Consider the following 15,914-nt stretch of genomic DNA (forward strand, 5'->3'; position numbering starts at 1 on the left):
TAAAAACTATCGGGTTTCTTGTTTTATTAAACCCGACAGGTTTTTAAAACCTGTCGGGTTTACTTGTATAAATTAGTTCTTTAAATATTTCTCTAAGAATTGATCTTGTTCCCAAAGCAGGTGCAAAATGTTTTCTTTGGCAACATAACTATGTGCTTCTTTAGGTAAAATTACCATTCTTGCCGTTGCTCCCAAGCCTTTTAATGCTTGATAATAACGCTCCGTCTGCAAAGTAAAAGTTCCGGGATTATTATCTGCTTCACCGTGAACTAATAAAAGAGGTGTTTTCATTTTATCTGCATTCATAAAAGGAGACATTGCAGTATAAACCTCAGGAACTTCCCAATAATTACGTTGTTCTGTCTGGAAACCAAATGGGGTTAAGGTTCTGTTGTAAGCTCCGCTTCTTGCAATTCCGCATGCAAATAAATTAGAATGTGTTAATAGATTTGCCGTCATAAAAGCTCCGTAAGAATGTCCTCCTATAGCTACTTTTTTACGGTTGATATATCCTAAAGCATCAACTGCATCAATTGCAGCTGCAGCATTATCTACTAATTGAGAAATAAAATTGTCATTAGGTTCTGTAGTTCCTTCTCCAATAATAGGGAAAGCTGCATCATCTAAAACGGCATATCCTTTTGTTACCCAATATACAAACGATCCATAATAAGGAGTTGTAAATTCGTTTGAGTTTTGTGTCGATTGTCCGGCGCTGTTTTTATCTTTATACTCAGCAGGATACGCCCAGATTAATAATGGTAATTTTTCTTTCTTTGCTTTGTCATAACCGGCAGGTAAATATAAAGTTCCTGAAAGTTCAACACCATCTTTACGCTTGTACTTGATTACTTCTTTGCTAACATCTTTAATGCTTTCAAACGGATTTGGGAAATAAGTAATTGGCGTTAAGCTATTTTGTTTTTTAATGTTTCTAAAATAATAATTAGGATATTCACTCTTAGACTGGATCTGAACTAAAACCTTACCGGTTTTAAAATCTTCAATACCTAATAAATCCTCTTTTTTATCTTTATAAGCCGAAGTATAAAGGCGTTTAGACTGCAATGTTTTTAAGTTAAATTCATCAATAAAAGGAAATTGTCCTTCTTTTGTATATCCTTCTCCAATACGATATGCATTGTCTTTTTCGATCGCTAAAACATATTTGTTGTATTCATTCTTTTTAGTTTCAAAAGTTCCCGGATCTGAATAAACATCTTGTTGGTTTCTGTCTGTAATTACTTTTGCTTGCTGGGCAGGATTTGACGGATTGATTAAATATGTTTTTGTATTACGGGTATCGTACCATTCGTCAGTAAGAAAAGCGATATTGTCATTACCCCAAACAATGTCATTGTAGCGTTGAGGTACTTTTACTAATGCTGTTGCATTGTTTGTAAAAGGTGCATCCCAAAGAAAAACTTCATCTCTAAATTCGACTTTGTTTGCAGGATCTCCTTCGTCTAAAGCAACAACATATGATAAGGTTGCGGGTTTGTCATTTCTCCAGGTCATTTCTCTTTTTCCTTTGCGAACTGCCATAAAACCTTTTGGTATTACTTCGTTTAAAGGAACTTCATTAACTACTTTAACTTCTTTTCCTCTTGCATCATAAACAACAGTTCTGGATGGAAATCGATTTAAAGGAACAACATATGAAAACGGTTTCTGGATTGTAGTTAGCATAATATAATTACCATCCGGCGAAATTTTTTCTCCGGCATACATGGCTGCTTCCTTAAACAAAGTGGCAGTTCCGTTAAGGTTAACTTTATACAATTCAGAAGTAATAATATTCTCAAAATTAATTTCGTCATTTTGATTTTTCAACATATCAGGGTAGGTTCTATTCTGAGATTTTGCCCCTGATGTGTTAGAAATAATAGGTCCGGCTGGCAGATCTTTTTTAGAATCCAATAATGGTTTTCTGTTTTTTGGCAACATTTTAACCAAGATAGTTTCATTGTCTAAAAACCAGCTAAACGGATTGCCAAGATTTGCATTTACAGTCGCATCTGTAAGTTTTGTAGCTTTTACAGTTGCAACATCTACAACCCAAAGTTCTACACCCGTATTTGTAGTATGCGAGAATAAAATTTTCTTATCATTTGGTGACCAGAGAACATTCGTTATCTTAGGATTTTCAGGTAAACCTGTAACTTGTATTTCGTCTTTTCCACTAATTTTTCTAAGCTTAAGATTAATTGTGTACGTTGCTGTACTCGAAATATTAGTTACCGGATTAATTCTCACACCACCTAATCGAAGTTCGTCCTGGTTAAGATCATCTAATGTTTTATATGTATTTCTGTAAAGGAGCAACATATTCTCTTTTTTAGTATCCATAGATACAAGGGGAGCTTTTTGGTAATCAGCTAAATCTAATATAGATTTTGATGGTTTTTGGTAGGTTAAATTTTCCTGAGCAAAGGCAAAAAAGCCAATGTTAAGAAATAAGAGGAGTGTAACCTTTAATTTCATAATTTGAATTTTAGGAGTTTAAAAATGGTATTCGTTATGTTTGACTAAAGTAATTGAATCTTGTTACATTTTATGGGTTATTTTTCATAGTTTTCATCATTTTGATGTAAAAACTGATTTTTCAAAATGCAAATAGTCTTAATTCGATATATAATTAAAGTATATTAAATTGTCAATTACGAAAAAAACACTAATTTGTACGCTAATGATTTAAAGTATACTTAAATTTGCATTCCAAATTTTTAACAAATAACAAAAGAATATGTATCATTCAAAAATAGCGGGCTTAGGATATTATGTTCCTTCCAATGTTGTGACCAACGACGATTTGTCTAAAATTATTGATACCAATGATGAGTGGATTCAGGAACGTACAGGAATTCAGGAGCGCAGACATATTATTCGTGGAGAAGATACCACAACTACAATGGGAGTAAAAGCAGCTAAAATTGCTATAGAACGTTCTGGCGTAGCCAAAGAAGATATTGATTTTGTAGTTTTTGCTACATTAAGTCCTGATTACTATTTTCCAGGTCCCGGAGTTTTAGTACAACGTGATTTAGGATTAAGAACTGTTGGGGCATTAGATGTAAGAAATCAGTGTTCTGGTTTTGTTTATGCTATATCTGTTGCAGATCAATACATTAAAACCGGAATGTATAAAAACATTTTGGTAATTGGTTCTGAAGTTCATTCTACAGGATTAGATATGACAACCCGCGGTCGTGGAGTTTCTGTGATTTTTGGAGACGGGGCTGGAGCAGCAGTTTTGAGCCGTGAAGAAGATTTAACAAAAGGAATTTTATCTACTCACTTACATTCAGAAGGACAACATGCAGAGGAATTAGCTTTGCAGGCACCAGGAATGGGAGCACGTTGGGTAACTGATATTTTGGCAGATAATGACCCAAACGACGAAAGTTATTATCCGTACATGAACGGACAATTTGTATTTAAAAATGCCGTAGTTCGTTTTGCAGAAGTAATTAACGAAGGTTTGGAAGCAAACGGTTTACAGGTTTCAGATATTGATATGTTGATTCCGCATCAGGCGAATTTGAGAATTTCACAATTCATTCAGAACAAATTCAAATTGACGGATGATCAGGTGCATAATAATATCCAGAAGTATGGTAATACAACCGCAGCGTCAATTCCAATTGCTTTGACAGAAGCTTGGGAACAAGGAAAAATAAAATCTGGAGACACAGTTGTTTTAGCTGCGTTTGGTAGTGGTTTTACCTGGGCAAGCGCAATCATTAAATGGTAAATTAATTCATCTTGCATTATATTTTAAAACCTGCTCTTTTTTAGAGCAGGTTTTTTTTATAAATTGCATATTCAAACCTGTTAGGTTTTTAAAACTTGTTAGGTTTCTTTTGCGGAAAAACAGATTAAAAAACAAAATGAAAAAAAATCAATTAGAAATAGCGTGTTTTAATTACGAATCGGCGATAATTGCACAAGAAAGTGGCGCAGACAGAATCGAATTATGCGAAAACATGCAACTTGGCGGAACAACGCCAAATGCGGTTTTAGCGGTTAGGGTTCGTGATATTCTTTCGATTAAAATGCATGTTATTATAAGACCTCGCGGCGGTGATTTTGTATATACTGATGAAGAGTTTGTTGAAATGAAGCAAGATTTAAAACACTTGAAAAAATTGGGTGTTGATGGTTTTGTTTTCGGAATTTTAAATCCTGATGGAAGTGTCAATAAAAGACATAATCAGGAATTAGTAAATTTAGCCAGTCCGCTTTCTTGTACTTTTCATCGTGCTTTTGATGTTGTAAAAAACATTGAACAGTCACTGGAAGATGTAATAGATTGTGGTTTTCAAACGATCCTGACTTCTGGAAGAGGAAAAAATGTCGAAGAAGGAATTGATGATTTAGAAATGATTCAGGAACTTGCCAAAGACAGAATAGAAATTATGCCTGGTGGAGGTTTACGATCCTCAAACATTAAATTGCTGCAGGAAAAATTAGAACCAACTTTTTATCATTCGTCTGCTATTACTGACAATACAGAAACAGCGAATCCCGAAGAAATAAAAGAATTACGAAATTTTCTATAGCCATTCCATAAAATAAGAAAAGCCTGAAGTTGGCAAACTCCAGGCTTTTCCTCTACAAGAACTATTAAAATCTACTATTAAAAGTGGGATTAAAACATTCCGCCGCCACCTTTACTAGTGTTATCTTCTCTTTGTTTACGCTCTAAATTTTTGATTTTTGCTCCACCAAAATTATACGTTAAACCTAAATAAACAGTTTGACTTTCCCATTTAAATTGTCCTTCATGCGCATAAGGATACATAGCATCAAATGAATATTTCATTGTATTAAAGATATCATTAAAACGTAAACTGATGTTCATCTTGTTGTCTAACAATGTATAACGCGAACCTATGTCCATTTTGTACATTTCATTGCTATTATTTTGAACTCCGTCAACTCCACCTCTGTAAAAACCAAATAATAAAAAGCTTAAACGTTTGTTTACTTTAAAGTTTGAGTTCATACGACCATTAAATGCTGCAACTGTAACTTTTCTTTCAAAAGGATTACTTGTTTGTGTTACAGGATCATATTCAAACACAACTCCTTGTTGATTAATGCTTGAGAAATCGATAGAAGGCTGGATATCCCACCATTTTGTGATTTTGTAATTGAACGAAACCTCAAAACCATAAGACGTATTATGATCGTAGTTTGTATAAGTCAGAATTTGTTTGTTACCAGTTGGATCTGTATCGTCCGGATATAAAATTCTACTAATTTGGTCATTGATGCTTCTGTAAAAAACACCTGTTGTAAAACTTCCTTTTTCAAGAGTTTTAGTATAATTTACTTCGACAGAATTTGTAAACTGAGGTTTTAATTCAGGATTTCCTAATGAGGTAACTAACGGAGTAGAAAACTCACGAATAGGTTTTGTCTGCTCTAAACTAGGGCGGTCTACACGACGGCTATAGCTAAATTGCAAAGTGTTTTTTTCGTTCAGGTTGTATGTAAAATAAGCTGAAGGATATAAGGTAATATAATCATCATTGAATTTTTCAAGACCTTGATTTAAATTAGCGACAACTTTATAACTTTCAAAACGACCACCAACCTGATAGCTGAATTTTTTAAATTTCTGACCAAATGTTACATAAGCCGAATAAATATCTGTATCATAAGTATAAACAGAAACTGGAAGTGCTGCAAGCGGATTTCCTGTACTATAATAATTATCAGTTTTAGTAATTCTTGCTTCAGCACCGGCTTCAAGCGTTGTTTTATCGTTTAAAGGATTTACATAATCTACATTCAGAGTAGTTAATTTACGCGTTCCTTTGATGTAATCATCATAAATAACATTGTTTTGAGTATTGTCGTTATTTATAGATTGAGTATCAAAAGAAGCATAATTAGTTTCTTTATTATCACTATAGTTTCCTTCAAAATCTAAAGTATGACCTTCTTTTTTAAAGATGTGTTTGTAGGCTAAATTGTAAGTTCCAACGTTATCTGGTCCTGAATATTTAGATTTCTGAAAAATACTTGCAACATCAGAGCCCGCTACATTATTATAGTCAATGGCAGTATCTACAAAACCTTTACCATTTGATTTGTTTTGATTCGTATAGAAAGATAAAGTGTTATGATCATTGATTAAATAATCCATTCCAATTTTATACAAATAGGAATCGTTGTCATTTATAACATCAATTTTCTGCACTACGCTTGGATCAAATCTTTTAATGAAACCATCATTATAATACGTTCCAAAGTTTTGTCCCACATTTCCAAAGAAATTTACTTTTCCGGTTTTGTAATTCAAGTTTAAAGACTGGTTGTATTTAGCCGTTTCTCCAAAAGTGATTCCGCCACTGTAACTTCCGTTAAAACCAGTATTTGCATTTTTATGTAAAACGATATTGATAATTCCTGACATTCCTTCCGGATTGTATTTTGCACTAGGATTTGTAATCAATTCGATTTTTTTGATCGATGTTGATGGAATTTGTTTTAATAATTGTGCAGGATCAATATTAGATGGTCTTCCGTCAATTAATACACGAACATTGTCATTTCCGCGAAGTGAAAGTTTTCCGTCCTGATCTACATTTACAGATGGAATATTGTTCATGATATCTGATGCTGAAGCTCCGGCAGTAGTCAAATCTTTTCCGACTGTGATCACTTTTCGGTCAATTTTTTGTTCTATTGTCGAGCGGTCACTTACAATATTTACACCTTTAAGCTGAGTAGCTTCTTCTTCAAGAGAAACATTTACCGTAGCAGTTTTTTTATTGTCACTTAAAATAAGAGAGCCTGTATATTTTCTAAATCCAATGTATTGAATTTCGATAGTATAACTTTTTAAAGCCAGATTTTTAATAGAGAAATCTCCATTATCATCCGTGTTAACTCCAGTAACTACTTTACCGTTATCTTTTATTGAAACTGTCGCATAAGAAATAGGCGCGTTGTTCGATTTTTCTGTAATCTTTCCAGAAACGGTTCCCGCGTTCTGGGCTTGTGCTGTTGCAATTACACCTAGTAATGCGAACAGAAAAATTTTTAATTTCATAAGTACTAATTGATTATTTTGATTTGATTGATGATGATTGTTTTTTTGTTTTTTGTTAATTTTTTCTTCTTGAAAATGAATTCTAATTTTCTATTAAGACTCTTTTGTCGCCGATATGTTACAGGAAAAAATAAAAATTTTTTAGTTTTTTTTAAGAAAGCCTGTTTTTTAATAGATTAGCGTTTTAATTTTTTGATAATTTTAACAATCAAATTAAAATCCTTTTTGAGAAATTCTAATTGATTTGTTCTATTTTATATGTTTTTCATTTTCTGTAATTGATGAATAAGCAGTATCTTTGCTCACTTTAAAAATAAGTTTACATGTCATTATCACAAATTCTTACACCTTCTATACAAAAAGCAATACAAGCATTATTTGATGTTACTGTTGATAAAATCGAATATCAAACTACCAGAAAAGAGTTTGAAGGCGATATTACAATGGTAATTTTTCCTTTATTAAAAGTGATTAAAAGCAATCCTGTAGAATTAGGAAATAAAATAGGAAATTATTTAGTCGAAAATCTTCCTGAAGTAGCACGTTTTAATGTAGTTTCAGGCTTTTTGAATATTGTAATTGCAGATAGTTATTATTTGAATTTCTTTAATGAGATAAGAGACAATCAAAAATTTGGGTATGTAACTCCATCCTCAGATGATAAAGCAATAATGGTCGAATATTCTTCACCAAATACCAATAAACCATTGCACTTAGGTCATGTTCGTAACAATTTGTTGGGATATTCTGTAGCCGAAATTATCAAAGCTTCTGGTAAAAAAGTGTACAAAACACAAATTATCAACGACCGTGGAATTCATATTTGTAAATCGATGCTGGCTTGGCAGAAATTTGGAAATGGAGAAACTCCTGAAAGTTCACATTTAAAAGGAGATAAATTAGTTGGTAAATATTATGTTGAGTTTGATAAAGCGTATAAAGCTGAGATTTCTCAATTAATGGAAACCGGTAAAACCGAAGAAGAGGCTAAAAAACAAGCTCCGATTATTGTTGAAGCACAGGAAATGCTTAAAAAATGGGAAGCCGGTGATGAAGCAGTAATTTCGCTTTGGAAAAAGATGAACGAATGGGTTTATGAAGGTTTTGCAACAACTTATACTAATCTGGGAGTTAATTTTGATAAATATTATTACGAAAGCAATACTTATTTATTAGGAAAAGATGTTGTTCAGATAGGTCTTGATAGTGGCGTTTTCGAGAAAGATCCTGATGGATCTGTTTGGATCGATTTGACAGATGAAGGTTTAGATCGTAAAATTGTTTTACGTTCTGACGGAACTGCTGTTTATATGACGCAAGATATCGGTACAGCAATTCAGCGTGTAAAAGATATGCCGGATGTTGGCGGAATGGTTTATACAGTTGGTAACGAACAAGATTATCACTTTAAAGTTTTGTTCCTGATCCTGAAAAAATTAGGTTTTGACTGGGCTTCAAGTTTATACCATTTGTCATACGGGATGGTTGATTTGCCATCAGGGAAAATGAAAAGCCGTGAAGGAACTGTTGTAGATGCAGATGATTTAATGCAGGATATGACGGATACGGCAAAACAAATTTCAGAAGATCTTGGAAAATTAGATAGTTATTCACCTGAAGAAAAAGCGAAATTATATAAGACAATTGGACTTGGAGCTTTAAAATATTACATTTTAAAAGTAGATCCTAAAAAACGTATTTTGTTTAATCCGGAAGAATCAGTTGATTTTGCAGGAAATACAGGTCCGTTTATTCAATATACATATGCAAGAATTCAATCGATTATTCGTAAAGCCGATTTTGATTTCTCCGCTAAAACAAATACAGAAGAATTACACGAGAAAGAAAAAGAATTGGTAAAACAAATTGAGCTTTTTCCTGAGGTGATTCAAAATGCAGCGCAAAATCATAGTCCTGCACTTATTGCAAATTATACCTATGATTTAGTAAAAGAATATAACTCATTCTATCAGTCCGTACATATATTAGGAGAAGTAGATTTGACTAAAAAGATATTCAGAGTTCAGCTTTCACAAAAAGTTGCCGAAGTTATAAAATCTGCTTTTACTTTGTTAGGAATTGAGGTTCCTGAGAGAATGTAAAAACATAAGTAAAACATCTAAAAAGCTGATAATTGATCATCAATTATCGGCTTTTTGTTTTAAGATGATATCTATTTTTAATAGAGGATTTGAAGGATGGACGTCTGCAAGGAGATTGAATTTCCCGGCTCTTTTGCCACCATCAAATGCTGATGCTTCTGCAGAAGGCCAGATTCCGTCAAGAATGACATATCCAATTAGGGAACAAACCTTAAATACTATAAACTATAATGCTGCTGCGGCATCAATAGGAGGAGATAAGTTAGCAACAAAACTATTTTGGGACAAAAACTAACATTGTATCTTGTTAAAGATTTGGATAAACATAAACCAAAGAAATTGATCTTAATGGTTTTGTTATTAAAAAGAAAAGCCGATAGTCCTAAAACTATCGGCTTTTTCAATAACTAACACAAATATTTTATTTTACGAATTTGTTGATGATAGCATCTGTTTCTGCTTTTGAAGCAGTTGGTTTTAAATCAAACAAAAGAGAATAAAGAGCTTTTCTGTCCACTTTTGCTTCTAAGTTTAAGTCCTGATGCCTGTCAAAAAGAGTTTGCCATTTGTCACGAACATTTTTCCAAAGAGCATTGTTTGCTACCCACCATTTTTGTCCGGCAATACATTTAATATCCGGAACTTTAGTATAAACATCAAATCCTTTTTCTTGCGCTAACAAAACATCTTTTCCACTATCGTCTCTGATTAGTTTATCGTTGTCTTGCTCGTGATTCCATCCTGTAGCAGTGATTTCGTGAATGTTTCTTCTTTTTAAAACATTGTAATCATTACGTTTTGTTTGCTCTCTTCTTGGTAAAGGCGCATCAGCAACGTTCGCCCAGTAATCTTTTCCGTCTACATGCACCCAAGTTGAAGATCCTTCATATCTTGGACTGTCATCTACCTGATATACTTTTTGAGTCCACTGACCTTTAACGGCTTTTTTATCTAGTTTTTTATATTTCCAGGAAGTCCCTTTATCGAATGAATATAAGTCTGTGTTTTCATAAAGCCAATCTTGTCTCCAGTGTTTGATAATCATATCGTCACTTACTATTAATAAGTGTTGCATTACGATTTTGTTTGGAGTGTCTTCTAATAACTCAACCCATTCTAAAGCAGATTCATGTTTAGTTTCAGAAGGTTTATAAGTAGCTGAATCTTTAGGATATTGAAAAGTTTCAGTAAAATTAAATTTCACTTCATAACAACCACACATTGATTTAATTGATTTAATGTCTTGCTGTTTTTTGTCCTGACTGAAACCAAGACTACAAGTCAAAGCCATAACGGCTGAAAAATAGAGGCTTTTTGAAATCATAACTTATTTTTTGTTTTTAAATTTTTTGCAAATATATAAATTTTATTTAGAACAATTAAAAATAGTTATATATTTGCGCCATTATTAAGACTGAATAAAAATAATGAAAATAAAATTTACCCTTTTTACAGCTATTGTTTTTTGTCAAATTTCGTTTGCACAAGAAAAAGATTCTACGGCTGTAAATAAACTTTCTGAAGTGGTTGTTACCGGACAGTTTGAACCACAGTCAATTAAAAAATCGGTTTTTAATGTTCGGATTATTTCGAGTAAGGACATACAAAATCTGGCAGCCAATAATTTAGCAGATGTTTTAAATCAATATTTAAATATAACTGTAAGACCAAGTAGTACTAGTGGTAGATCAACAGTTTCTTTATTTGGTTTAGATGCCCAGTATTTTAAAATTTTGGTTGATAATGTTCCTTTGGTTAATGAAGCAGGTTTAGGAAATAATACTGATTTATCTCAGATAAACCTTAATGATGTTGATCATATCGAAATCGTTGAAGGCTCAATGGGAGTTACATATGGTGGGAATGCCGTTAGTGGTGTCTTAAATATTATTACAAAAAAATCTTCAAAATATAAATGGGGTATAAATGCTGCGGTTCAGGAAGAAACTATCAGTGATGAATACTCTCTTTTTAAAGAAGGACGACATATTCAATCCTTAAAAGTTTCTCATAATTTTAATAAAAACTGGTATGTTTCACTAGGTGCAAATCGTAACGACTTTCAAGGATATTTAAATGATAAAAATGGAGTCGATTATGATGAAAATGATGGCTCACGAGGTTATCGATGGTTGCCGAAAGACCAGCTAAACGGAACTGCATTAATAGCTTACAGTAAAGATAATTTTCGTTTTTTCTATAAGTTTGAATATTTAGATGAAAACGTAGATTATTATAATAGTACGGTACAGTCTGGTTTTAATCCTGTAACAGGATCTTACAGATACGCTGATGATAAAAGATATTTAACGAATAGATATTTCCATAATTTAAATTCAACAGGTAAAATATTTTCTCAGCTAAATTACAATGTGTCCGTTTCTCATCAAAAACAACAGCGTGACGTAGAAGATTTCAGATATCTTTTTGCAAATAAGACAGAGGCAAATAATGTTAAGGTAAAAGACCAATCGATGGAAGTTCTTTATTCTACAGGAACATTAAGTAATTTTTTTACAGATAAAACAGTTGACTTACAGATAGGATATGAATTTGTAAACAATCAAGGATTTTCACTTGTTCAGGAAGCCAGTAATATTTTTGTGCCCATACGCAAAACCATTGAAAATTATGACTTTTTTGCTTCTTCGGAGATTATGGCAACTCAAAGATTTTCGATTAGACCGGGATTAAGATTTTCAGCTCAATCAAAATTTGAAAATCAATATGCTTCTTCAATAGGTCTAAGATATTTATTCGACAAAGGAGTAGAAGCTCGTGCATCATATGGAAATGGATTTCGTACACCAACTTTTGAGGAACTATATTCTAAGCTAATTTTTGATGGACATTTCTTTATTGGTAATGAAAATCTTATCCCTGAAACCAGTACATCTTACGAAACCAGTATTAAAAAAACAACAGTATTTTCTTCAGGATTACAAATGTCAAATACTGTGGCGGGTAGTTATTTAGATGTAGATGATAGGATAGATATGGCATTAACGGGATTTAATCCCGATACAGGCAATCCAGAATATCAATACATTAATATAAGTAAATATAAGGTTTGGAATTTTTCGACAATGAATCAATTTCAAAAAGATAATTTGACTTTTAATTTTGGAGCTGCAATAATTGGTATTTCACAAAAAATAGAGAACAAAGTATTTACGTCTGATGACAAATTTCTTTATTCATTTAATTTAAATGCAAGTTTTTCATATTTAATTCCAAAATGGAAAACCACATTTTCAGGATATTATAAATACAATGGAAAAACACAACGTTTTATAGAAGGCTCTTCTTCTTTTATCATATCTGATATTGATCCAAGCAACTGGCTTGATATTTCAATTCGAAAAAACTTTTTTAAAGACCAATTTGAAGTTACGATTGGAGCGAGAAATGTTTTTGATATAACCAATGTAAATCAAACAAATACAAGTCAAACGGCTGGACATGCTGCGCCGGGAGAAGTGATGCTGGCTTACGGGCGCTCATACTTTTTAAAATTAGCATATAACCTTAATCTTTAATATAAATTAATAACTCAATGAAAAAACTTTTATTTTTATCAATCGCTTTATTATCGCTTGTTTCGTGTTCAAGTGATGATAATACAGTTGAGGCTAATGCAGTCACTTTTGCAGAGGCTTCATTAAATTTAACTGCAGCAACAACTCCTATAGAATTAAAATTTGCAACACCTACAGCTGCTGCAGGAACTCTTACAATCTCTTTTACTGAAACTGCAGTTGTTAGTGGAACTGATTTTACAACTTTGCCAGCTGCAACGGCTAAGACTGTTATTGTTCCTTTCGAAAAAAATGTTTCATCAGTAAGCTTTACTGTTAATAAGTTAAAAGAAGCTATTGAAGGAGAAGTGAAAAATGTTGTTTTTACTGTTACTAGTTCTTCTATTAACGTTGTAACTGGATTGAACAAATCAATTCAGGTTAATTTTAATCAAACAGCTTCACTAGGAAGTGTTTTAGCAGCTACTGTTGGAGGTCCAAATCAGCCAAATCAACTTTATCTTGATTTAAGTTCTGGTACGTCTAAATCAGTAAACAGAGCAGCTTGGGATTTTGGTTTCTCTTCAGGGACTGATTTTAGAGTTGTAATAAACGGATCTGTGAAAATGGCCGTAAAAAAATTAGAAACTTCTGATATTACTTTATCTCAAGTAATCGATGCAAATGTAACAGTTGGCGCTGGAACAACTGCTGCTTCAAACGGATATGTAGATAACCCAACTGGTGTTTTAGCAGGTGCAGGCGCAGGAATTGGAACTGCTATTGCAGAAATTTCAGCTACAGATTCTGAAAATAAAGTTTATCTTGTAAATATGGGATCTTTAGTAGGAACCGCAACACCTAACAAAGGATCAGTTAGTGTAGATGGAGAATCTAGAGGATGGAAAAAAGTTAGAATTTTAAGAAGTGGTAATGGATACAAAATTCAATATGCTGATTTAACTTCTGCAACCTTTACAGAGAAAGTAATTTCTAAAGATGCTGCCTACAATTTTACATTTTTTAGTTTAGCCTCTGGAAATACAGTTTCTGTTGAGCCGGAAAAAGCAAAATGGGATTTAAACTTTACTGTGTTTACTAATTATTTAAACATGGGTTCTGGTGAAGTTACTTATGGTTATTCTGATTTTATTACTACAAATGCAAAAGGTGGAGCACAAGTTTATCAGGTTTTAGTTTCTACTGGAGCTTATGCTGATTTTACAAAAGCTAAAGTTGTTGAGGATAATTTTAGAGTTTCTGTTACAGATCAAAGAATAATTGGAGCTACATGGAGAAATGGTGGTAGTGATACAACTTTACCAAGTATTAGAACAGACCGTTTTTATGTGGTTAAAGATGCAGCTGGAAACTATTATAAAGTTAAATTCCTTACCATGTTGAATGAAGCAGGAGAAAGAGGAAATGTTACTTTAGAATATGCTATCTTGAAATAATTGATTAATGAAAAAATCTAAAAAGTATAAGATTATTTCATTCTAATCATAAATGTGAAAGCATTAAAAGTTAGTTAATCATTAGCTTTGTTTTTTTTATTTTTTTTGATAAAGAGGTTAGATTCATCTAACCTCTTTTTTTTGTTTTATTTTATTGTTAAAAAGAATTCATAAATTAATGTTTAATTCTATCTTTGCGCATACTTTTTTATAAGGATTAACAGGAATTTTTGATAGAAATTTTAACGAATCCTTTCTTCAAAACTTATAATTACTAGTGAATACAAAATCTTATTTTTTTCAGTCTTTTGCAATTGTAGCATTGGCATTCATAGCTTTCATTGGATTTAAACAAATCTTACCGGATAAAATTTTCCCGGACAGCAAAGTCGATTCTAAAAATGTACTTATAGATAGTCTGCTTCTGGAATCTGTCGCAAATGATTCTTTAGCTCAGCTGGGAGATAGCCTTTCTGAAGATGAGAAAAAAGAGGCTAAGGAAAAAATAGTTTTTGATGCTTCAGAAGGAATAGAATTTCCATCTGAAACTTTCGATAACTATAAAGGCTATCAATACCTTATTTCCTTTTATGAAAAATTATATCAGCTTGAAAAAAATCCACAATCTAAAGTAAGGATCGCCTATTATGGAGATTCCATGACAGATGGAGATTTAATCGTGCAGGATGTTCGATCTAATTATCAGGAACGTTTTGGTGGTAACGGAGTTGGTTTTGTATCCATAACTTCAGAGTCTGCAGCATCAAGAGGTTCTGTAAAATCTACCTATTCTAAAAACTGGAAAACGCTGTCTTATTTAAATGTAAAAAACCCAATTAGTCCATTTGGAGTAAACGGACATGTATTTTTTGCAAATGATAAAGCAAATACAACCTGGGTTCAATATGAAGCGGGACTAAATAAATATGCAACAACGCTGGATAATCCAACATTGTTTTACGGAAGATCCTCTAAAAAAGGGAATGTTAATTTTATTATTGGAAAAGATACTTTGCGAAAAAGCCTTATCCCAAATAATTTGATCAATACCTTAAAAGTTACTTCGGGAAGTATCAAAGCATTCAAAGCAAATTTTATACATTCAGATTCAATTCCTATTTATGGCTTTAACTTTGATAATGGTATTGGAGTTCATGTTGATAATTTCTCTCAAAGAGGAAATTCAGGATTGCCAATCTCTATGTTTAATGCCAATGTAATGCAGGGATTCAACAATAGTTTAAAATATGACTTGGTTATTTTACATTACGGAACAAACGTTTTAAACTACGGAACCAAGAATTATTCGTGGTATCAAAGAGGTATGACAAAAGCAGTAAATAAAATTAAGGAATCATTTCCGGGGGTTTCTATTTTGATTATTTCGACAGCAGATAAATCAACAAAATATGATCTGGAAATGAAAACCGATTCTGCCGTAGTTCCTTTGATGAAAGCACAAAAAAGATATGCACTGGATACAGAATCCGGATTTGTAAATTTATATACCTTAATGGGTGGTGACGGATCTATGGTTAAATGGGTAGACGAATCTCCTGCAAAAGCCAATAAAGACTATACGCACTTTAATCAACGAGGTGCAAAAGCTATTGGTAAATTATTATACGATCAATTAAATAAAGGTTACGAGCAATATAAAGTATTACGAGAAAATAGAGAGACTGATGTTAATAAACGGAAAGCAGTCAGAAAAACAAATACAGATTCCGTTTCTGTAAAAAAAGATAGTGTAAATGAATAGACTTATTAT

10 protein-coding genes are annotated in these 15,914 nt (G+C 32.5%); 7 read left to right on the forward strand and 3 right to left on the reverse strand.

What is annotated here, in order from left to right; all coding sequences use genetic code 11:
- Nucleotides 1-72 precede the first annotated feature (72 nt).
- On the reverse strand, nt 73-2,484 hold the full coding sequence (locus tag BXU01_RS16200) for a prolyl oligopeptidase family serine peptidase (RefSeq protein ID WP_083694151.1): 2,412 nt from the start codon (nt 2,482-2,484) through the stop codon (nt 73-75).
- 262 nt (nt 2,485-2,746) lie between these two features.
- Between BXU01_RS16200 and BXU01_RS16205 the strand changes: the two genes are divergently transcribed.
- Nucleotides 2,747-3,754 carry a 3-oxoacyl-ACP synthase III family protein gene (locus tag BXU01_RS16205; RefSeq protein ID WP_055093260.1) on the forward strand — a complete coding sequence of 336 codons (1,008 nt, stop codon included), beginning with the start codon at nt 2,747-2,749 and terminating at the stop codon, nt 3,752-3,754.
- Between the two features lie 136 nt (nt 3,755-3,890).
- A complete protein-coding gene (locus BXU01_RS16210) occupies nt 3,891-4,562 on the forward strand; it encodes a copper homeostasis protein CutC (RefSeq protein WP_083694152.1) in 672 nt (223 codons plus the stop codon).
- A gap of 89 nt (nt 4,563-4,651) precedes the next feature.
- Here BXU01_RS16210 and BXU01_RS16215 read toward each other — a convergent pair whose 3' ends face one another.
- Nucleotides 4,652-7,066, reverse strand: coding sequence for a TonB-dependent receptor domain-containing protein (locus BXU01_RS16215; RefSeq protein ID WP_083694153.1), 2,415 nt, complete (start codon nt 7,064-7,066; stop codon nt 4,652-4,654).
- 323 nt (nt 7,067-7,389) lie between these two features.
- Between BXU01_RS16215 and argS the strand changes: the two genes are divergently transcribed.
- A complete protein-coding gene (argS, locus tag BXU01_RS16220) occupies nt 7,390-9,168 on the forward strand; it encodes an arginine--tRNA ligase (RefSeq protein WP_083694154.1) in 1,779 nt (592 codons plus the stop codon).
- Nucleotides 9,169-9,232: 64 nt separating this feature from the next.
- On the forward strand, nt 9,233-9,463 hold the full coding sequence (locus BXU01_RS16225) for a SusD/RagB family nutrient-binding outer membrane lipoprotein (protein ID WP_083694155.1): 231 nt from the start codon (nt 9,233-9,235) through the stop codon (nt 9,461-9,463).
- Between the two features lie 126 nt (nt 9,464-9,589).
- On the opposite strand, the gene BXU01_RS16230 is transcribed toward BXU01_RS16225, so the two are convergent.
- Complete coding sequence (locus BXU01_RS16230) at nt 9,590-10,492, reverse strand: DUF6607 family protein (RefSeq protein WP_083694156.1); 903 nt, start codon at nt 10,490-10,492, stop codon at nt 9,590-9,592.
- 103 nt (nt 10,493-10,595) lie between these two features.
- Between BXU01_RS16230 and BXU01_RS16235 the strand changes: the two genes are divergently transcribed.
- From BXU01_RS16235 to BXU01_RS16245, 3 genes are all read left to right on the forward strand, one after another.
- Nucleotides 10,596-12,707 carry a TonB-dependent siderophore receptor gene (locus BXU01_RS16235; protein ID WP_083694157.1) on the forward strand — a complete coding sequence of 704 codons (2,112 nt, stop codon included), beginning with the start codon at nt 10,596-10,598 and terminating at the stop codon, nt 12,705-12,707.
- Between the two features lie 17 nt (nt 12,708-12,724).
- Nucleotides 12,725-14,143 carry an HmuY family protein gene (locus tag BXU01_RS16240; protein ID WP_083694158.1) on the forward strand — a complete coding sequence of 473 codons (1,419 nt, stop codon included), beginning with the start codon at nt 12,725-12,727 and terminating at the stop codon, nt 14,141-14,143.
- Nucleotides 14,144-14,420: 277 nt separating this feature from the next.
- Nucleotides 14,421-15,905 carry an SGNH/GDSL hydrolase family protein gene (locus BXU01_RS16245; RefSeq protein WP_083694159.1) on the forward strand — a complete coding sequence of 495 codons (1,485 nt, stop codon included), beginning with the start codon at nt 14,421-14,423 and terminating at the stop codon, nt 15,903-15,905.
- Nucleotides 15,906-15,914: the final 9 nt, after the last annotated feature.

It is taken from the genome of [Flexibacter] sp. ATCC 35103, assembly GCF_001975985.1.
Classification (GTDB): Bacteria; Bacteroidota; Bacteroidia; order Flavobacteriales; family Flavobacteriaceae; genus Flavobacterium.

What these genes read in the sequence shown, in the direction of transcription:
- BXU01_RS16230 (WP_083694156.1), bottom strand. Translation starts at nt 10,492, where the DNA reads ATGATTTCAAAAAGCCTCTATTTTTCAGCCGTTATGGCTTTGACTTGT.
- BXU01_RS16240 (WP_083694158.1), top strand. Translation starts at nt 12,725, where the DNA reads ATGAAAAAACTTTTATTTTTATCAATCGCTTTATTATCGCTTGTTTCG.
- BXU01_RS16200 (WP_083694151.1), bottom strand. Translation starts at nt 2,484, where the DNA reads ATGAAATTAAAGGTTACACTCCTCTTATTTCTTAACATTGGCTTTTTT.
- BXU01_RS16205 (WP_055093260.1), top strand. Translation starts at nt 2,747, where the DNA reads ATGTATCATTCAAAAATAGCGGGCTTAGGATATTATGTTCCTTCCAAT.
- BXU01_RS16215 (WP_083694153.1), bottom strand. Translation starts at nt 7,066, where the DNA reads ATGAAATTAAAAATTTTTCTGTTCGCATTACTAGGTGTAATTGCAACA.
- BXU01_RS16210 (WP_083694152.1), top strand. Translation starts at nt 3,891, where the DNA reads ATGAAAAAAAATCAATTAGAAATAGCGTGTTTTAATTACGAATCGGCG.
- BXU01_RS16225 (WP_083694155.1), top strand. Translation starts at nt 9,233, where the DNA reads ATGATATCTATTTTTAATAGAGGATTTGAAGGATGGACGTCTGCAAGG.
- BXU01_RS16235 (WP_083694157.1), top strand. Translation starts at nt 10,596, where the DNA reads ATGAAAATAAAATTTACCCTTTTTACAGCTATTGTTTTTTGTCAAATT.
- argS (WP_083694154.1), top strand. Translation starts at nt 7,390, where the DNA reads ATGTCATTATCACAAATTCTTACACCTTCTATACAAAAAGCAATACAA.